The sequence below is a fragment of the Cupriavidus sp. DL-D2 genome (assembly GCF_039710735.1).
GTDB lineage: Bacteria > Pseudomonadota > Gammaproteobacteria > Burkholderiales > Burkholderiaceae > Cupriavidus.
Window position 1 is genome coordinate 23,470 of sequence record NZ_JBDKXK010000054.1, and the last position, 17,577, is coordinate 41,046.

Below are 17,577 nucleotides of genomic sequence, written 5' to 3' on the forward strand. Positions count from 1 at the left end.
ACCTCCCACGCAACCATGCTAGGTGCTCAGACCCTCCCGCATCGCATAGCGTGTCAGCTCCGCAATGGTGCTGATGCCGAGCTTGCGATAGGTGTTCTCGCGATGGCTGGCCACCGTCTTGTCGCTCAGGAACAGCATCTGGGCGATGGTCCGGGTGCTGTGGCCCTCCGCCAGCATCTGCGCGACCTGACGCTCGCGCGCCGTCAGCTGCGGCAAGCGGATGGCTTCCACCACCGTGCCGCCCTGGCGGCTCGCGTGGAGCACGGTGCCGATCAACTCGCCACTGAGAAAGATCTGATTGGCCATCACGCGGCGGATCGCCCGTGCGAGCTCGTCGTAGGAATTCTCCTTCAGTACGTAGCCCGACGCGCCGGCGTCCAGTGCGGCCATGACGTCGGCGGGCCGGTCGTTGACGGACAGGCAGAGCATCTTGCAGGGCGTGGACTCCGCGCTCAACCGACGGATGACCTCCACGCCGTTGAGGATGGGCATGGCGATATCGAGTACCAGGACGTCAGGGCGCTGCACGCGCGCAATTTGCAGCATCTCCATGCCGTTACGCGCCTGGGCAAGCACCTCGATATCGCTCTCGCGCTGAAGCAGGGCGGCCAACCCCTCGCGCATCATGCTGTGGTCGTCGGCCAGGGCAACCCGGATGCTCATGGCGATAGTACGGGGCAGGTGCACTCCGCCCGGAATTCGGATCTCGGCTCGGCGCGGCGTTCCGAGTGGGAGGTGGGCCACCACTCGATGCAGGCATGCACGCCCGCGCCGGTGCGTGCGTCCAGCCGCAAGCGCGCGCCAATTGCTGCGAGGCGCGACGGCAAGTCGCGCAGACCGTTGTGACCGCGCATCGGTGTACATGCAAGGTCCGGATCGAAGCCGGGGCCGTTATCGGACACCGTCAACGCGATGCCGGGCGGGTAATCGGCGGTCTCGCGCAGTCCGAGGCAGACATGGGCGCCGGGCGCATGCTTGCACGCGTTGAGCAGCAGTTCGCGCGCGGCACGCATCAGTTGCTCGCACACGAGCGGTGGGGGCAGGGTGGCGAGGGTCGGGCAGTCGGTGTCGATGGCACATCCGGTCATGCGCGCAACCTCGGCGGCGAGTTCGATGCACTGGTGTGCCAGCGGCCGCGGCAGCGCCGGAAAGTTGCTCTGCGCCATTTGCTGCAACCCGCCGATCACGCCGCGCGTGGTCTGCAGCGCATCCTTGACCAGTTGCCGGGCATGACGCAGCGCAGCTTCGCCGCCATCCCCCGGAGACTGGGTGGCGCGATCCAGTTGCATGAGCGCAAAGGCAAGCAACTGCGCCGGACCATCGTGCAATGCGCGCGCAATGTCTTCCGTATGGCGCGTGGGATGGCCGCTGTTGGCGCGTGCCGGCCGCGCGCACCGTGGGCACTGCAGAGTTCCGTAGGGAAGGGCGGAGCGTCCCCGGCGCGATGGCCTGGGACGGCATGTGCAGGGGACCGGCAAGCCGCGCGCGGATATCGTGCCATTGACAGGTGTCGATACGGGCCACGCCGTGGCCCTGGCTGCGCCAATGCTGCACCGAGGCCCCATTCCTCGTTTCTTTCCAGTCATCCAATACCCGTCAAAAGTATTACTGCAGTCTTGTTGCCCGATGACACTGTCTGCGAGACGAGATGTCTGCCCTGCGGGCTCTTGTCGCCTCTTCAGCCGGAAGCGTCCCGACAGATTGTAGGAAAACTACATGGAAAAAATTCAGAATTAAAAAACTATCAAGGTACTGTTGCACGCGGGAAGCGGGACAATGACCTGCGCGTTTCCCGCAGGCGGTAGCGTATGACCCATACGGGGGAGATTTCGTCATGCCGACTTACATAGAACGTGAACGCGAACCCGACCGGGAGGAAGGCCATGCATCGGCGGAGTCCGGCCGGGCGCCCAGCCATCCCATGCAGGCGGTGGCGGATGCGGGCGCGCGCAATCGTCTGCCGCCAGCCCTGCAAACCAACCTGGAAGGGCTATCCGGGCAATCACTTGCCGATGTGCGGGTCCACTTCAATTCGTCGAAGCCCGCGCAGATGATGGCCCATGCCTATGCGCAGGGACGCGACATTCATCTCGGACCGGGTCAGGAGCGACACCTTCCGCACGAAGCCTGGCACGTGGTGCAGCAGGCCCAGGGCCGTGTACGGCCTACCGCGCAGCTCGCTGGCGGGACTGCCGTCAACGATGATGCCTCGCTCGAAGCGGAGGCCGAGCGGATGGGCGACATGGCCATGCGCTCGCCGGAGGCGCCGGTGCAACGCGTGGCGCAGATGCCCGACAGTGAGCCAGCGTTGGTGCGGCAGCCCGTGCGCAGCAGCAACGCGCCCGTGCAGCGCGTGCGCTTTGCCAATAGCAACAGCTTCTACGGGCCGCAGCATCCGGTGTTGCCCTTACCCGGCGATATGCGTGACGCGCTGGGTGCCACTTACCGGGGGCGTGTAGAGCGCCAGGAAGTGATGATCGACTTGTCTGCGGCGGGACAGCAATGGTTGAACCAGCATGCACCCATTCCCGGTGGGGTTGGGGCACTCTGCTGGGCGGAGATCCTCGACACCGACTGGCGAGACCTTGGCAAGGGCATGCCGGCGATCGAGGTGGCCCAGATGGACCTGGAGTTCTTCAATCATCAAGCCGATTTGATGAGAGACCTCGGCAACAGATTCGCGTTCGATCTGGTGATCCGTCCCGGCACTCCACTACGCGTGGCAAGCTTCGTGCTGCAGACCGATGCCCAGAACGCGCTCAACCTCGAACCCTCGAACAAGCCTATCGAACCGCAGGTGGCGCAGGCCATCACGGCGAGATTCGTCAACGACAATGCGCTACGGGCGCGCATCAGGCAGAACGTTCTTTCCACGTTGCTTGGCGCGGGCCAATATCAGTGGATACTGGCCAACTGGACGAGTATCAGCCAGACCCACGACGTGTATATCGATGTCGATTTCTATCCCAACCGAATGCCGGACCGGGGCGGACTCCTCCACAAGGACTCGATCGGCGAGACGCTCTTCGTCAATCTCACCTACAACAATCCGCAGGCGGGCGCCTCTCCCGAATACGCGTACGACAACCAGGGTCATGCGCCTTACGAACAGAATTTTCCGCAGAGCGCGCACACCTTGCTTGCCGATACGCGCCAGGCAAACCAGGGCAAGCCGGACACCATCGAGGGTGTAGACCTGCCCGCGCACGGGCGTGTCAGCTTCATTGACCCGGCGATCTGGCATGCCACGCCGTTATACGGGCGAAGACTGGAGTTGCCATCCTATGGCGATGCCGACGATCTGACCTACGACCAGGTACGGCAGGATATCGGCCAGAATGTTCCACGGGAACATCACGCCGAGGCACTGGGCGTGATTGCAAACCTGCACGGTGCCGTCAGGGGCGCCCAGATCAAGACACTCTACCGGTCGCACGAGATGCTCCGGTACGGGCGTACCGCAGATACCGCCATTCGGGATACCGCACCGCAGACGCGCCGGCAGCGCGCGCGCAGCGTGGATCTGACCAACCATCCGGAACGCCTTGCGGCGCTCCAGCAGCAGGCGACCCAGCCACGGTCGTTCATTCGCACCTGGGTCATCCTGCGGAGGAAGCCGCAGCAGCCGCAGCAGCAGGGGGGCGGAAATCCGTAGCGGAGAGGGCCCGCGGTTGGCGGACCGGCGGCTATAGCCCGTGGAAGATATGGCGCAGAACCTCCGGATACTTGTCCCGTTCCGCAAGGACCAACGCCTTCACGTCCGCCTTCTGCGCAGTCGTGAATGTTCGCCATTGAGCATGCATCGGCGTTCTCGCCTTGGCGTTCAATGACGCCGCCAGGAGCGCCGCAGCGCGCGTGTCCTGCTGGTACAGCTTGTACTTCGCGGCGTTGGCGGGAATATCGGTCAGCAGGTGGACATTGCTCTTGTCCCGGGTTTCCCGCAGGATCTGCTTGATCAGCGTGGCCTGCGAGCCGGTATTGTCCTGCATGTCGCGGTTGACCCCGTCCTTGTAGGACTTCTTCTGCCAGGGGTCGAAGTCGAGCTTGCCGTACTGCGCTTTGGGCGAGTCATACGGACGCTCGGCACCGGGCACGTAGGTGACGATCATGTCGTCGACGTCCTTCATGGCGGCGAGGTTGGCCGTGGACGCGGCCATGCGCAGTTCGTCCGCATTGGCTTCCCTGCCGGTGTCGGGATTCGCCGAACCAAGCCCGGTATAGAGGTGTCCCAGTCTCGATTTGCGCTTGCGGATCGCATCGAAGTCGCTGGCGCGGTCCTTGAGATTATTGAAAAGAATAATCTCCCAATAGGGCTGCGGGTTTGCCTTCTTGAACTTGCTGATACTCCTGCCTACCACGGCATCCATGGTCTTCTCATAAGCCGCCACGGCAAGATCGTCGCGGCTGTTCTTCGGGCGCCCTTTCATTTCGACTTCGATGCGCAGCGGATGACCAGTCGCGTTGTAGTAGGTGGTCGCCACGGCCACGGACGCGCTCAACAGGCCATCGAGGGAAATGAAAGCACTGTCGGGATTGTCGGTCCGCTGAATGCCCTGCAACTGGGCCGCGTCGAGGTCGCTGACATAGGCCGGATTGCCCTCATCGCCAACCAACGCCGCATGCAGCGTGCGACGGGCGTCGGATAGCTGCTCACGGATATTGCCATCGTGACTGACCATCGGCACATTGTCGCGGGACAGGTACACGTCGCATTCGATGCCATCGAGCCGGGGCGTCGCGTCGCGGGTGGTCTCGGTGTAAGCCGAATCGAATGCGGCCTTCGAGTTCTCTGCGGGGCGGTTCAGCCGGCGCGAGTCAGTGTCCTTGATCAGGCCGCCGCGTGTGCGGTTGGTCGGGCCGCCGCCGCGATGCGCGACGATACTGACGCCAGGGCGTTCCGCCATCTTGAGGCGGAGCTTGCGGAGTTCGGTGTTGATGTCGGCCGAGCTGGTCTGATCGTGCATCCAGTAGTCGAGCGGCCCGAGCATGCTGTAGGTCTCGAAGTTCTGTGCGGTGGTTGCGGTGCCGCTGGTCGCGGCGTCCTGTACCGCCTCCAGTGACCGGTCGTGAATCGCCGAGTTTTCTGGCGCCGTGTCGGCGGCGAGATCCGGCTTGGCCTCGATGTACTCGAAGAACGTCTTGAGTCCGGCCACCACCGGGGTAATGCGAGGCGCGGCCGACCGCTTGTCCAGTTCGCCAGCGATGCGGTTGAGCTTGCGATAACGCTGATACTTGAGCGGGGCATGGAGCGGCTTACCGGCAATCCCCTCCGCCTGCTTCCTGTCCTTGTTGGCGGCGAGTTCGGGGTCGCCGTAGAGATCTTCCTTGCGCTGCACGACGGGCTGCAAGCCGGCCGCCTGGCGCACGGCCGTCCTATGCGTGCCGGTATCGGACTGCGACTGCCAGGCCCGCATGCGCGAGGACGCGGGGCTGGCGTCGGCCAGATCCTGTATGCGCCGTTGCGCGACGGTGGCGGGACGCTCGTTGGCAATGCGCCGTGTGCCGTGTTGCGCGGCCGGAATCTGCGCTGGTGTGGACAACTGCGGCTTTTCGATTTTCTTCTGCATGACGAAGTCCCCGATATGCGGTCGCGCTAACCATGGCACGGAGCGACCCTATCAGAGTGCGGGCGATTGCGTATGCGGATGTCGTGGGGTGTCGCACGCAGGCGACAAGCGGACCTCGTTCCCGGAGATGTGGTTCTTGGTGCACCACTCGCAATCGACTGCGAGTCGGCGTTTGACATTGGGGTCGCCAAGTTCTTCAATGGTCCTGATGCCATGCACCTGGTCAACGCCATGCCGAAAATCGCCGTCCTCCTGCTCGTACCGATATGGCTGACCGGCTGCGTGTCGGTCAGCAGCAGCGATCCCAATCCTCCGCAGCGCACCACCGTGGTCACGCCGGCTCCAGGCACGACCACAGTCTGCAATCCCGGACCCTGCTGAGGGTCAGGGTGCTGCGTCGGGAACGTCGCGGATCTGGCGCATGATGCCTTCCGCGAACAGCACCGGGCCGAGGATCGGAATGCCGGCTTCGCGGAGCGCATCGGCAGTCCACGTATTGCAGGTGTAGAAGCCCGCGTACCGCGCCGTGGCCCCGAAATACAGCCCGCCCGTGTAAGGGCCGTCGCCGAGACTCACCGGCGCGCCGCTGGCATTGGTTTGCACGCTGCGATTCAGGAAGGCGCGCAGGCGCTGGATGCCTGCGGCGTCCACGTCGAGCCGTACCACGTTGTCCTTGCCGAACGCGGCAGCGGGGGTGTCCCGCAGGATCGTCAGCAGCAGCACGCCCTCACCGGGTAGCAGCGCAGAAAGCAGCGTCATCGGGCCGCGCTCGCCGCTCATCAGATAGTGGCGATCTCCGAATCCGAAGCAGAGATAGTTCGAGCCGTCGTAGCCCACGGTGACGCGCAGCAGTTGCGCGTCGGCATCGACCGTGCGGATACAGACGTCGGTATGCCAGTCGCGTTCCACCACGTCGATGAAAGTCACTGGCGGCGCGGCACGCGCGGCTGGCGTGGCGCATCCCGCCAGCAGGAATGCTGCGGCGATGGCTGCCGCGAGCGGCAACCGGCGGGCCGGTGTCATGGCGCGCTTGCCGTCGGCACGGTGCTTTCGACCAGTCCGATCATGGCCGTGCGGAATGCTTCTGCATCGGCACCGGCTGCCACCTCCAGCGCGGCGCGGTCGAAGGCTGCGGAGAGCAGGGCGGCCAGCGCATCCACTGTCGCATCCGATGTCGCATCGTGCGGCAGGTTATGGCCGAGCGCAGCCTGTAGTCCTTCACGTAACGTCCGACCCGCATGCTCGGCGTCGAGCGCGAACATTGCCGAGGGGCCGAGCACGGCGGGTCCGTCGACGAGCAGCAACTGCGTGCGTCCCGGCACTGTCATCGCCGCAAGGTAGGCCAGACTGCCGGCCACGAGCGCATCGCGTACGGGCAGGTCGATGGGCGCGGCGTGTTCGATCTCGGCAGCTACGGCGCGCGCTTCATCGTCGAGCAGGGCGCGGAACAGGGCCTGCTTGTCCGCGAAATGGTGATACAGCGCGCCGCGCGTGATACCGGCGGCAGCCACGATCTCGGGCGTCGATGTGCCGGCATAGCCCTTTTGCACGAACAACTGCCGCGCCGCCGCCAGCAGGGCAGTACGAGTGGCCTGCGTGCGTTCCTGGTTGGATCGCGCTTTTGCGTCTTGCATACATGCAGCCTGTATGTATATGATGGAGAAAGATACAGGTTGTATGTTACGTCAGGCGCGCCGCCTCGGCCAACCCTTGGAGACAACACGATGAAGACCACCAGCTATTACCCCGTCATCATGACCCGCAACGTGGCCGATACCGCGGCGTTCTACCAGCGCCATTTCGGATTTCGGCCGCTGTTCGAGGCGGACTGGTACGTCCACCTTCAGGCCGAGGCCGATGCACAGGTCAACCTCGCCATCCTCGACGCCGACCATGAAACGATCCCCGCCGAGGGACGCGGCAAGACGGCGGCGGGGTTGCTCATCAATTTCGAGGTGGAGGATGTCGATGCCGTGCACGCGCGCCTGAAAGACGCCGGTTTGCCGATCCTGCTGCCGCTGCGAGACGAAGCATTCGGGCAGCGCCACTTCATCACCGCCGATCCCAACGGCGTCATGCTCGACATCATCACGCCCATCGCCCCGTCCGCAGAGTTCGCGGCGAGCTACGACGATGACGCGCGGCCGGCCTAGCCCAATGCCCATCCGCCCAGCGCGCAGCCAGCCACCACCAGCCACGGCGGCACGCGCCATACCGTCAGCGCGATCACGGCCAGCATCGCCAGCGCGAAGTCGGGGGCCGAGTGGACGGCGCTGATCCAGACCGGATCGTAGAGCGCCGCCAGCAGCAGCCCCACCACGGCGGCGTTGACGCCGGCCAGCGCCGCGCGTGTGGCAGCGTTGCGGCGCAGCCGCTCCCAGAATGGCAGCGCGCCGAAGACCAGCAGGAAGGACGGGGCGAAGATCGCGACCACGGCCAGCCATCCACCCGCCCATCCGCCCATGCGCGTATCCGCCGCGCCGAGGAATGCAGCGAACGTAAACAGCGGTCCCGGCACGGCCTGCGCGGCGCCGTATCCAGCGAGGAAGGTATCGGCGTCGACCCACCCCGGCGGCACCACGGCGGCTTGCAGCAGGGGCAGTACCACATGGCCGCCGCCGAAGACCAGCGCGCCGGCGCGGAAGAATGCATCGAACAGTGCCACCGCATGATGGGCAGAAGCCTGCGCGGCCAGTGGCAGCAGCACCAGCAGCGCGGCGAAGGCCAGCAGGCAGACTACGGCCACCCCGTGTCCGACCGGAATCGCCAGCGGCTCATGGGAGGCGGGGGCTTCGGCGCGGAACAGCCGCGTGCCGATGACCCCCGCCAGCACCATCGCGCCGACCTGGACCCACGGCGACGGCAACAACAGCACGGCGATGGCCGTCAGCGCCATCATCGTCAGGCGCGGCGTGTCGGGGCATAGCGAGCGAGCCATCCCCCAGACGGCCTGCGCTACCACGGCCACGGCGGCCAGCTTGAGGCCGTGCAACGCGCCGGCCGGGATCACGTTGCCAAAGCGGGACAGCCCCATCGCAAACAGGATCAGCGCCACGGCGGACGGCAGCGTAAAGCCCAGCCACGCCGCCAGCGCCCCGCCGTAGCCGGCGCGGGACAACCCGATGACCATGCCCACCTGGCTACTGGCCGGACCCGGCAGGAACTGGCACAGCGCCACGATATCCGCATAGGACGACTCGCTCAGCCAGCGGCGGCGCGTCACGAAGGCTTCCCGAAAATAGCCGAGATGTGCCACCGGCCCGCCGAACGAGGTCAGGCCCAGGCGCAGGAACACGGTGAAGACTTCGAGAATGGCGCGCATAGGGGCGGGGAGGGCTGTGGTGCCGCGAGGGTAGCATCGCCAGACGTCGTGCGCATGTCGCATGTCAGCGTTTGCCCGACGGCGCAGGCGAGGCAAGTGCCGGTAGACTATGCGCCACGCGCCGGGGGTCACAGTCCTGTCGAGAGCCTGGCGCGCAAGAAAGCATTCCCTCGGGTTTCCACTTTGCGGAACGCGCCCCATGCACGCTACCGGCAGGTCCCCGCTTTCGTTGTCTGTCTCGTTTGCGCTGAAGGGCTGGCTCCTGCCGCCCGCCATCGTCCTGTCCACGCTGTCGTTGCCAGCCGGGGCCGACGAGACCACGCTCCCCGATGTGGTGGTCAGCGCCAACCGCGCCGAGCAGCGCCGCTTCGATGCGCCCGCCGCCATCGACAGCATTCCGGTCAATCCCTTCACGGCCACGTCGCCGCTGGTCAGCCTGTCCGAGCTGACGCTGACCAGCCCCGGCATTGCCGTGCGCGACCGCCAGAACTATTCGCAGGATCTGCAGATTGCCGTGCGCGGGTTTGGCAGCCGCTCTACCTTCGGCGTGCGCGGGGTGCGGCTGTTTGTCGATGGCATCCCGGCCACGATGCCGGACGGGCAAGGGCAGGCGTCCACGTTCGACCTCGCCAATGCCAGCCGTGTGGAAATCCTGCGCGGACCGTTCGCGCAGATGTATGGCAATGCGTCGGGCGGAGTGGTGCAGGTCTTTACGCCCGATCCGCCGAAGTCCGGCTTCACCGGGCGCGCCTCCACCGGGTTTGGTTCCGATGGACAGTGGCAGGCCGGTGTGATGCTGGGCGGCGGCAATGAGAAGCTCGGTGCCACGCTCGATGCGTGGACCTACCAGACCGATGGCTATCGCGATCACAGCGCGGCGCGCCGTTATCAACTCAACGCCAAGATCGTGGCGCAGCCGACCACATCCACGAAGATCACCGGCCAGTTCAATTACTTCAGCCAGCCGCTGGCCGAAGACCCACTCGGGCTCACCCGCGCGCAGGCCGAAGCCAATCCGCGCCAGTCGATTGCCGCCGCCACGCAGTTCAATACCGGCAAGGATGTGGAGCAGACGCAGGCCGGTGTGGTGGTCGAGCATCGACTGACGGAGCAGGACAACCTGAACTTCCGGCTCTATGGCGGCGGTCGGCAACTGACCCAGCGGCTCGGGTTCAGTGGCGCGGCGCCGACCTCGGCGGGTGGCATCGTCGATCTCGATCGTACTTACGGCGGCGGTGCCTTGTCGTGGTCGCGCAAGACCACGGCCAACGGGCTGCCGCTGCAATGGACGGCCGGTATCGAGGCAAATGGCATGCGCGATGCCCGCCATGGCTACGTCAACAACAACGGCCAGCAGGGCGCGCTGCGTCGTGACGAGACTGATGAAGCGGCAGACTATGGGGCTTTCGCCCAGTTCAACTGGACCGTGCATCCAGCGTGGGAAATCGTTGGCGGCGTGCGTGCCAGCATGGTGCGGCTGCGGATCGACGATCACTACATCACGGCAGCCAGCCCTGACGACAGCGGCACGTCCACGTACCACAACGTCAGTCCGGTGCTCGGCGCCGTCTGGCATGCGCATGAAACACTGAATGTCTACGCCAACCTCGGGCGTGGCTTCGAGACGCCCACGCTGACGGAGGTGGCCTATGGCCCTGGCGGCACGGGCGCGAACCTGGGGTTGCAGGCATCCACCAGCCGGCAGGGCGAGATCGGCATGAAGTGGCAGTCGGGCGGCCAGCGGGTGGACGTGGCGCTGTTCGATGCAGATAGTCATTCGGAGGTGGTGCCGCAATCCAACGACAACGGCCGCACGGTCTACCAGAACGTGGACGGCGTGCGCCGGCGCGGACTGGAACTCGGCTGGCGCGGCGCGTTTGGCGCGGCACAGCGGCTGACCGCAGGACTCGGCTATACCTATTTGTCGGCGTACTTCGGCGAATCGTTCGTCAACGCGCAGGGCGCGACCGTGGCGGCGGGCAACCGGTTGCCGGGCACGGCACGGCATAGCCTGGGCGCCGAGGTGGCCTACCGGCCGTGGGGACAATGGATGGTGGGCGTGGAAGCCAAGGCGGACAGCAGGGTCTATGCGGACGATCTCAACACGCAGGCCGCGCCGGGCTATTTCATCGTCAACCTGAAGACCGGCTACACGTTCAAGGTTGGGGCCACGCAGCTTTACGTTTTCGGGCGCATCGACAACGTGGCGGACCGGCACTACATCGGCTCGGTCATCGTCAACGAGGCCAACGGGCGCTACTACGAACCCGCGCCGGGGCGGCGATTCTTCGTGGGATTGCGGGCATCGATGTAGCAGCGGTCATCGTGCCCCCCTTGCCAGCGCCGTGCCGAGCGCCTAAGGTGGCGGTTCTGGCCGGCATCACGCCGGCAGCCCCCGCCCTCAGCCGTCATGCCGTCCGTCACACCCCCCGTCGATTCTGCTTCCATGCCTCACGATCCCAAGCTGCGCATCATGCTGTGGGTGGTGGCGGTGGGGTTCTTCATGCAGACGCTGGACTCCACCATCGTCAACACCGCGTTGCCGTCGATGGCGCGCAGTCTGGGCGAGAGCCCGCTGCGCATGCAGTCGGTGATCATCGCGTATTCGCTGACGATGGCGGTGATCATTCCGGCGTCGGGCTGGCTGGCCGATAAATTCGGCACGCGCACGATCTTCCAGATTGCCATCGGTCTGTTCGTGCTGGGATCGCTGTTGTGCGCGTGGGCGCCCACATTGCCGTTCCTGACCGCCGCGCGCGTGGTGCAGGGCGCGGGCGGGGCGATGCTGCTGCCGGTGGGGCGGTTGTCGGTGCTGCGTACGTTTCCGCGCGAGCAGTATCTGCAGGCGCTGAGCTTCGTGGCCATCCCTGGCATGATCGGTCCGCTGATCGGTCCGACGCTTGGCGGCTGGATCACGCAGACCTTCTCCTGGCACTGGATCTTCCTGATCAATGTGCCCGTGGGCATCATCGGCGCGCTGGCCACCATCCGCTACATGCCCAACGCCCGGCTGCCCGGCATCGGGCGATTCGATGTGGCCGGCTACGCGTTCCTGGCCATCGCGATGGTGACGCTGTCTTTTTCGCTCGACGGATTGGCGGGCATGGGCTTCCAGCACGCCACGGTACTGATGCTGTTGATCGCGAGCATGGCGGCGCTCACCGCCTACGTGTTCCACGCGCGCCGCAGCACCATGCCGCTGTTTCCGCTCCAGTTGTTCGGTATCCATGCCTTTAGCGTAGGGCTGATGGGCAACCTGTTCGCGCGGATCGGCAATGGCGCCATGCCGTTCCTGATTCCTTTGACGCTGCAGATCAGCCTTGGATATTCGCCGCTCAATGCCGGCCTGATGATGGTGCCGGTGACGGTGGCCGGCATGGCGTCGAAGAGCCTGGCGACGCGGCTGATCGAACGCTACGGCTACCGGCGCGTGCTGGTGGTCAACACGTTCGTGGTGGGTTTGGTGATGGCATCGTTTGCGCTGATCTCGCCCACGTTGCCACTGCCGCTCACGCTGCTGCAACTGGCGATCTTCGGTGCGGTGAATTCGATCCAGTTCACGGCCATGAACACGGTCACGCTCAAGGACCTGAGCGGCGTGACGGCCAGCAGCGGCAACAGCATGCTGTCGATGGTGCAGATGCTGGCAATGAGCCTGGCGGTGACCTCAGCCGGGGCGCTGCTCGCGACGTTCCAGGCGGGTATCGGCTCGCATCACTTCGATGTGTTGCCCGCCTTCCATGCAACGTTCCTGTGCGTGGGGCTGATTACGTCGGCGTCGGCGTGGATTTTTATGCAGTTGGACGCGGAGGTGGCGGTGCCAGCGAAGGCACAGCCGTCGGAAGAGGTTTGATTTACCTCGTTCTCTCTTGGTTTGCTCCCCTCTCCCACGTTGTGGGAGAGGGGAGCAAACAAGTGGCGAGCGAAAGTCGGCGGTCAAAAATACCCCACAAACCTCCCCATGATCGGCGACAGCACCCCCGTCCGATGCGCCATCAAGATATGGCTGGCCGCATCCGGCCCCGCGATCGGCCGATACGCTACGCCCGGAATCCCGGTGCGTGAGTAAATCTCCGGCAACACCGATACCCCCGCACCGCTCGCCACCAGACCGATGATCGTGGTGGCTTCCCTCGCTTCCTGTGCAACGTTGGCTGCGAAACCTGCGCGATTGCACAGCGTCGTCACATGATCGAACAGTCCACAGCCGAGTCCGCGCGGGAACAGCAAGAAACGTTCAGCCGATAGCGCACTGATATCGATATCGGCATCCTGCGCGGCCAGCGGATGCGCAACGGGCAGAACGGCCACGAGACGGTCCACTAACACCTCGCGCACGGTGATGCTCGCGGGCGGACGGAATTGAGGGGAAGGTCGCAGGAACGCGATATCGATCTCGCCGTGTTCCAGTTGCTGCAGTTGCTGCCCCGTGGACAGATGCACGAGTTCGAGCCGTGCATGGCGATGCGCCTCGCGGAACGCGTGAACGGCGCGCGGGAACATGTCCTGCATCGGCACCGATGCGGTAAAGCCCACACGAATCTCGCCAGCCTCGCCGGATGCCACCTGCTTCACCACCTCGCGCGCCTCGTCCAGGTTGGCCAGCGCGGCGCGCGCTTTCTCCAGGAACAGTTCGCCAGCCGGGGTAAGCGCCACGTGGTGGCGGGAGCGCTCCAGCAGCGGACTCCCCAATTCATCCTCAAGTGCCTTGATCTGCACGCTCAGTGGCGGCTGGCTGATGTGGAGGCGCCGGGCTGCCTCGCTGAAGCTCAGCGCCTCGGCCACAGCCACGAAATAACGGAGTTGGCGAAAGTCCATGATAGGGATTCGGAATAACCAGCCATCTGAAAACGTATTGGACAGTATCACGACCCGAACTCAGAATGCGAGCACGTTCTAAACCAAGACTCACAGGAGACAACCATGCTGCGCGGGCTCGCTCGTATTCGTTTTCCAATGGGCGGGAGCCGCCCCATGCTGGTTTCGCTGGCGGCGGCGCTGGCTTTGGGGAGTGCCGTGGCGCACGCCGACGCCTATCCTGACAAGCCGATCCGCCTGGTCGTGCCGTATGCCGCCGGCGGCGCCGTGGACATCGTGGCGCGCGCCGTGGGCCAGCACATGAGCGTCGTGCTCAAGCAGCCCATCGTCGTCGATAACAAGCCGGGCGCCAGCACCAATATCGGCCTCGACTACGTGGCCAAGGCGCAGGCAGATGGCTACACGATCATGATGGCGTCGAACAGCCTGGCCACGAACGCCGCGCTGTTCCCCAAGCTCAGTTTCAACCCGGCCACGGATTTCACGCCGGTGGCGCGCGTGGGCGAAGCCTCGCTGGTGGTCGTGGTGCCAGCCAAGTCGAGCATCACCTCGTTGAAGGGACTCGTGGCGCAGGCCAAGGCGCATCCGGGCAAACTCAACTATGCGTCGGCGGGCAACGGCAGTTCCGGTCACCTCGCCGGCGAACTGCTCAAGGACGCCGCCGATATCGATGTGCTGCACGTGCCCTACAAGGGTGGCGCCCCGGCTATCACCGACCTGATCGGCGAGCGCATCACGTTCATGCCGATCAATCCGCTGGAAGTGGTGGCGCATATCAAGGCTGGCACGCTGCGCCCACTGGCGGTGGCGAGCGCCAACCGTTCTGCATTGCTGCCGAACGTGCCGACCTCTAAGGAGGAAGGGCTGCCGAACTTCACGGCGTCGGTGTGGTGGGGCCTCGTGGCACCGGCCAAGACGCCTGCGCCGATCATCAAGCAACTGAATGCGGCGGCCAATACGGCGCTGGCTGACCCCGAGGTGCGCAAGCAGTTGAACCAGCTTGGCGTGACCATCGTGTCCGGCACGCCCGAGCAGTTCGGCCAGTTCGTGAAGACCGAGACGGCCACCTGGCAACACGTCATCAAGAAGGCCGGGATCACCGCTGATTGAGCCCCTGATTGACCCGCATTCAAGCATCAACGATTGAAACTGGAAGTCCCCAATGTCCGAGCAAACCTCAACCCGGCCTTCGATTCTCGTCGTCAGCGCCCACGCGGCTGATTTCGTCTGGCGTGCGGGCGGTGCCATCGCGCTGTACGCGGAGCGCGGCTACCACGTGCGCATCGCGTGCCTCTCGTTTGGCGAGCGCGGTGAATCGGCCAAGATGTGGCGCCAGCCCGGCATGACCATCGAGCGCGTGAAGGCGGCGCGTCTCGAAGAAGCGCAGAAGGCGGCAGACATTCTCGGCGGCACGCTGGAATGCTTCGACCTTGGCGATTACCCGCTGCGCGTGCCCGACGAAGCCTTGCTGCGGCTGGCCGATATCTACCGCGAGATTCGCCCGGAACTGGTGTTGAGCCATTCGCGCGAAGACATCTACAACTTCGACCATCCGCTGGCGACGCACGTCGCGCAGGAAGCCCGCGTCATTGCGCAGGCGCACGGCTACAAGCCCGAGGTGCCCGTGATCGGCGCGCCGCCTGTGTTCCTGTTCGAGCCGCATCAGCCCGAGCAGTGCAACTGGAAGCCCGATGTGCTGCTGGATATCTCCTCGGTGTGGGAGAAGAAGCAGCGCGCGTTCACGACGATGGCCGCGCAGGAACACCTGTGGGAGTACTACACCCGCGTGGCGTTGCAGCGCGGCGCGCAGGCCACGCGCAACTCGGATCGCAAGATTCAGTATGGGGAAGGTTACGCACGCGTCTTTCCGCAAGTATCGGAGGTGTTGGCATGAGAACGGTTGCCTATCGCAACATCCTGCGCGCCGATGGGCGCGATATCGAGACGCTTGGCAAGCTCGGTGTGGCCACGGTGCATGAAGCCCAGCGCCGCACGGGGCTGATGAAGCCGTACCTGCGTCCGATCCAGTCGGGCTCGGCCATCGCGGGCAGTGCCGTGACGGCGCTGATGCATCCCGGCGACAACTGGATGATTCACGTGGCGGTGGAGATGATCCAGCCCGGCGACGTGCTGGTGGTGGCGCTGACCAGCGACTGCACCGATGGCGTGTTCGGCGATCTGCTGGCCACGTCGCTGAAGGCGCGCGGCGCGCGTGGTCTGATCCTTGACTCTGGTTGCAGGGACGTTGCCACGCTCAACGCGATGGGCTTTCCGGTCTGGTCGCGCGCGATCTCGGCACAGGGCGCGGTCAAGGAAACCGTGGGCACGGTCAACGTGCCCGTGATCTGTGCTGGCGCGCAGGTGCGGCCCGGCGATGTGATCGTGGCCGATGACGATGGCGTGGTGGTGGTTGCTCGTCCGCAGGCCGGCGAGGTGGCGCGCAAGGCGTTGGAGCGCGAGGCACTCGAAGGCGCCAAACGCGAGACCCTTGCATCGGGCGTACTCGGACTCGACATGTACAACATGCGCCCGGGACTTGCCGCCAAGGGGTTGGTCTACTCCGATCAGGCCGTGGACTGGTACAGCGGGGCCGACGAAGCCTGACGCAACCAAAGCGCGAGAAGCACCATTCGCCGCGCTGCATCTGGTATAAGACGCCCCAGAACGACAAGCCGAACGCCTGCGTAACCGTGTTGCCGGGCGGATCGGCCAAGCCCTGGGGAGACAGATGGAACTGCGCCAGCTTCAATACTTCGTGCGTGTCGTGGAACTCGGCAGCATGAGCCGCGCCGCGCTTGAACTCGACATGGTGCAGTCCGCGGTCAGCCAGCAGATCAGCCGTCTCGAAGGCGAGCTTGCCACGCGGCTGCTGCGGCGCACGCCGCAGGGCGTAACGCCCACCGAGGCGGGCCTCGCCTTTTTCCACGAAGCCCAACTCACGCTGCGCCACGCCGAACAGGCGCGCCGCGCCGCGCATCAGGCCCGGCTCTCCGGAACCGTCAGCGTGGGGCTGGCTCCCACCACGGCATCGGTGATCGGCGTGCCGCTGATCCGCGCCATGCGCGAGCGCTATCCCGACGTACGGCTGCACGTCGTCGAAAGCCTTTCCGGCCATCTCACCGCCATGCTCAACGCGCGCCAGCTCGACCTGGCCGTGCTGTTCGATACCCACGCCGCGCGCCGCTGGACCGTCATCCCGCTGCTGGAGGAAACCCTGTTCCTGATCCAGTCGCGCCAGGCACTGCCACAAGGCAAGGCCGATCCGCCAACGCTGTGCCAGATGGCGGGCCTCGCCGAGGTGCCGCTGATCATGCCCACGGGTGTACACGGCTTGCGTAGCACGCTCGATGCCGCCTTCGCCCGCGCCAAGGTGGCGCCGCACGTGACGCAGGAAGTCGATTCCCTGGCCATGCTCATGGACGCCGTCGACATGGGCTTCGGCGCCACGCTGCAACCGTGGGCCGCCGTGGGCCGCTATCCCGACGCGGCCACGCGCTTCCACCTCGCCCAGATAGACGACCCGGCCGTCATGCGCCGCAACCTGCTCTGCAGCCTATCCGACGACGAACTCTCGCCAGCCGCCCTGGCCCTGCGCGTAGTGCTGGGCGACATCGCGCGCGGACTGGTGCGATCAGGAGAGTGGCGGGGAGCGAGGTTGGTGGAGGGGGTTGCCTGAAAGGCAGGAATTACTCGGGCGCGTAGTGGGCCCCGGCAGCACTTGCCGGTCTCCCGTCAGCCATCACAAATCGTGATGCCCCCATGCCAGACAAGGGCTTAGCAGCGATCCGTCGCGCGGATACAGTCGCTGCACAGACCCACGAAGGCATGAAACATCGTGTTCCCACTCCTCAAAAAGACCTGCCGGCAGGA

16 protein-coding genes are annotated in these 17,577 nt (G+C 65.3%); 9 read left to right on the plus strand and 7 right to left on the minus strand.

Translation table 11 applies throughout. The features are described from left to right. Nucleotides 1-18: 18 nt before the first annotated feature. Together ABDB81_RS22750 and ABDB81_RS22755 are read right to left on the minus strand one after the other, a co-directional pair. On the minus strand, nt 19-663 hold the full coding sequence (locus ABDB81_RS22750; protein WP_346813661.1) for a response regulator transcription factor: 645 nt from the start codon (nt 661-663) through the stop codon (nt 19-21). Further along, nucleotides 660-1,586: a histidine kinase gene (locus ABDB81_RS22755; RefSeq protein WP_346813662.1), complete on the minus strand. Its 927-nt coding sequence runs from the start codon at nt 1,584-1,586 to the stop codon at nt 660-662. Before ABDB81_RS22755 ends, ABDB81_RS22750 begins: the two co-directional genes overlap by 4 nt. A gap of 248 nt (nt 1,587-1,834) precedes the next feature. On the opposite strand from ABDB81_RS22755, the gene ABDB81_RS22760 reads away from it, so the two are divergent. Then, the gene (locus ABDB81_RS22760) at nt 1,835-3,655 is read left to right on the plus strand and encodes a DUF4157 domain-containing protein (protein WP_160473568.1); all 1,821 of its coding nucleotides are present in this window, start codon (nt 1,835-1,837) and stop codon (nt 3,653-3,655) included. Between the two features lie 31 nt (nt 3,656-3,686). Here ABDB81_RS22760 and ABDB81_RS22765 read toward each other — a convergent pair whose 3' ends face one another. Next, nucleotides 3,687-5,567: a glycerophosphodiester phosphodiesterase family protein gene (locus ABDB81_RS22765; protein WP_346813663.1), complete on the minus strand. Its 1,881-nt coding sequence runs from the start codon at nt 5,565-5,567 to the stop codon at nt 3,687-3,689. A 231-nt stretch (nt 5,568-5,798) separates the two neighbouring features. Here ABDB81_RS22765 and ABDB81_RS22770 point away from each other — a divergent pair, with 231 nt between their 5' ends. Further along, nucleotides 5,799-5,948 carry a hypothetical protein gene (locus ABDB81_RS22770; protein WP_346813664.1) on the plus strand — a complete coding sequence of 50 codons (150 nt, stop codon included), beginning with the start codon at nt 5,799-5,801 and terminating at the stop codon, nt 5,946-5,948. Between the two features lie 3 nt (nt 5,949-5,951). Here ABDB81_RS22770 and ABDB81_RS22775 read toward each other — a convergent pair whose 3' ends face one another. Both ABDB81_RS22775 and ABDB81_RS22780 read right to left on the minus strand, forming a co-directional pair. Further along, on the minus strand, nt 5,952-6,590 hold the full coding sequence (locus ABDB81_RS22775; RefSeq protein ID WP_346813665.1) for a DUF2459 domain-containing protein: 639 nt from the start codon (nt 6,588-6,590) through the stop codon (nt 5,952-5,954). Continuing rightward, nucleotides 6,587-7,201 (minus strand): helix-turn-helix domain-containing protein, encoded by a 615-nt coding sequence (locus ABDB81_RS22780; protein WP_346813666.1) that lies wholly within the window; start codon nt 7,199-7,201, stop codon nt 6,587-6,589. The genes ABDB81_RS22775 and ABDB81_RS22780 overlap by 4 nt, the downstream gene beginning before the upstream one ends. Nucleotides 7,202-7,291: 90 nt before the next feature. On the opposite strand from ABDB81_RS22780, the gene ABDB81_RS22785 reads away from it, so the two are divergent. Continuing rightward, nucleotides 7,292-7,720: a VOC family protein gene (locus ABDB81_RS22785; protein WP_346813667.1), complete on the plus strand. Its 429-nt coding sequence runs from the start codon at nt 7,292-7,294 to the stop codon at nt 7,718-7,720. Here the strand turns inward: ABDB81_RS22785 and chrA are convergent. Continuing rightward, on the minus strand, nt 7,717-8,889 hold the full coding sequence (gene chrA / locus ABDB81_RS22790) for a chromate efflux transporter (protein ID WP_346813668.1): 1,173 nt from the start codon (nt 8,887-8,889) through the stop codon (nt 7,717-7,719). The genes ABDB81_RS22785 and chrA overlap by 4 nt on opposite strands. Before the next feature lie 199 nt (nt 8,890-9,088). Here chrA and ABDB81_RS22795 point away from each other — a divergent pair, with 199 nt between their 5' ends. Continuing rightward, the gene (locus ABDB81_RS22795) at nt 9,089-11,203 is read left to right on the plus strand and encodes a TonB-dependent receptor (protein WP_346813669.1); all 2,115 of its coding nucleotides are present in this window, start codon (nt 9,089-9,091) and stop codon (nt 11,201-11,203) included. Between the two features lie 132 nt (nt 11,204-11,335). Next, entirely contained in the window at nt 11,336-12,742 is a 1,407-nt protein-coding gene (mdtD, locus tag ABDB81_RS22800; protein ID WP_137926890.1) for a multidrug transporter subunit MdtD, read from the plus strand. Nucleotides 12,743-12,825: 83 nt separating this feature from the next. On the opposite strand, the gene ABDB81_RS22805 is transcribed toward mdtD, so the two are convergent. Beyond that, nucleotides 12,826-13,707: a LysR substrate-binding domain-containing protein gene (locus ABDB81_RS22805; protein WP_346813670.1), complete on the minus strand. Its 882-nt coding sequence runs from the start codon at nt 13,705-13,707 to the stop codon at nt 12,826-12,828. 105 nt (nt 13,708-13,812) lie between these two features. Here ABDB81_RS22805 and ABDB81_RS22810 point away from each other — a divergent pair, with 105 nt between their 5' ends. From ABDB81_RS22810 to ABDB81_RS22825, 4 genes are all read left to right on the plus strand, one after another. Further along, the gene (locus ABDB81_RS22810; protein ID WP_346813671.1) at nt 13,813-14,817 is read left to right on the plus strand and encodes a tripartite tricarboxylate transporter substrate binding protein; all 1,005 of its coding nucleotides are present in this window, start codon (nt 13,813-13,815) and stop codon (nt 14,815-14,817) included. 52 nt (nt 14,818-14,869) lie between these two features. Further along, a complete protein-coding gene (locus ABDB81_RS22815) occupies nt 14,870-15,601 on the plus strand; it encodes a PIG-L deacetylase family protein (RefSeq protein ID WP_346813672.1) in 732 nt (243 codons plus the stop codon). After that, complete coding sequence (locus ABDB81_RS22820) at nt 15,598-16,311, plus strand: 4-carboxy-4-hydroxy-2-oxoadipate aldolase/oxaloacetate decarboxylase (protein ID WP_346813673.1); 714 nt, start codon at nt 15,598-15,600, stop codon at nt 16,309-16,311. Before ABDB81_RS22815 ends, ABDB81_RS22820 begins: the two co-directional genes overlap by 4 nt. A gap of 124 nt (nt 16,312-16,435) precedes the next feature. Next, nucleotides 16,436-17,383, plus strand: a complete 948-nt coding sequence (locus tag ABDB81_RS22825; RefSeq protein ID WP_346813674.1) for a LysR substrate-binding domain-containing protein — start codon at nt 16,436-16,438, stop codon at nt 17,381-17,383. Nucleotides 17,384-17,577 lie beyond the last annotated feature (194 nt).

Bases quoted from the DNA above. Each gene is read 5' to 3' on its own strand.
- ABDB81_RS22750 (WP_346813661.1), bottom strand. From the start codon at position 663: ATGAGCATCCGGGTTGCCCTGGCCGACGACCACAGCATGATGCGCGAG.
- ABDB81_RS22755 (WP_346813662.1), bottom strand. From the start codon at position 1,586: ATGACTGGAAAGAAACGAGGAATGGGGCCTCGGTGCAGCATTGGCGCA.
- ABDB81_RS22760 (WP_160473568.1), top strand. From the start codon at position 1,835: ATGCCGACTTACATAGAACGTGAACGCGAACCCGACCGGGAGGAAGGC.
- ABDB81_RS22765 (WP_346813663.1), bottom strand. From the start codon at position 5,567: ATGCAGAAGAAAATCGAAAAGCCGCAGTTGTCCACACCAGCGCAGATT.
- ABDB81_RS22770 (WP_346813664.1), top strand. From the start codon at position 5,799: ATGCCGAAAATCGCCGTCCTCCTGCTCGTACCGATATGGCTGACCGGC.
- ABDB81_RS22775 (WP_346813665.1), bottom strand. From the start codon at position 6,590: ATGACACCGGCCCGCCGGTTGCCGCTCGCGGCAGCCATCGCCGCAGCA.
- ABDB81_RS22780 (WP_346813666.1), bottom strand. From the start codon at position 7,201: ATGCAAGACGCAAAAGCGCGATCCAACCAGGAACGCACGCAGGCCACT.
- ABDB81_RS22785 (WP_346813667.1), top strand. From the start codon at position 7,292: ATGAAGACCACCAGCTATTACCCCGTCATCATGACCCGCAACGTGGCC.
- chrA (WP_346813668.1), bottom strand. From the start codon at position 8,889: ATGCGCGCCATTCTCGAAGTCTTCACCGTGTTCCTGCGCCTGGGCCTG.
- ABDB81_RS22795 (WP_346813669.1), top strand. From the start codon at position 9,089: ATGCACGCTACCGGCAGGTCCCCGCTTTCGTTGTCTGTCTCGTTTGCG.
- mdtD (WP_137926890.1), top strand. From the start codon at position 11,336: ATGCCTCACGATCCCAAGCTGCGCATCATGCTGTGGGTGGTGGCGGTG.
- ABDB81_RS22805 (WP_346813670.1), bottom strand. From the start codon at position 13,707: ATGGACTTTCGCCAACTCCGTTATTTCGTGGCTGTGGCCGAGGCGCTG.
- ABDB81_RS22810 (WP_346813671.1), top strand. From the start codon at position 13,813: ATGCTGCGCGGGCTCGCTCGTATTCGTTTTCCAATGGGCGGGAGCCGC.
- ABDB81_RS22815 (WP_346813672.1), top strand. From the start codon at position 14,870: ATGTCCGAGCAAACCTCAACCCGGCCTTCGATTCTCGTCGTCAGCGCC.
- ABDB81_RS22820 (WP_346813673.1), top strand. From the start codon at position 15,598: ATGAGAACGGTTGCCTATCGCAACATCCTGCGCGCCGATGGGCGCGAT.
- ABDB81_RS22825 (WP_346813674.1), top strand. From the start codon at position 16,436: ATGGAACTGCGCCAGCTTCAATACTTCGTGCGTGTCGTGGAACTCGGC.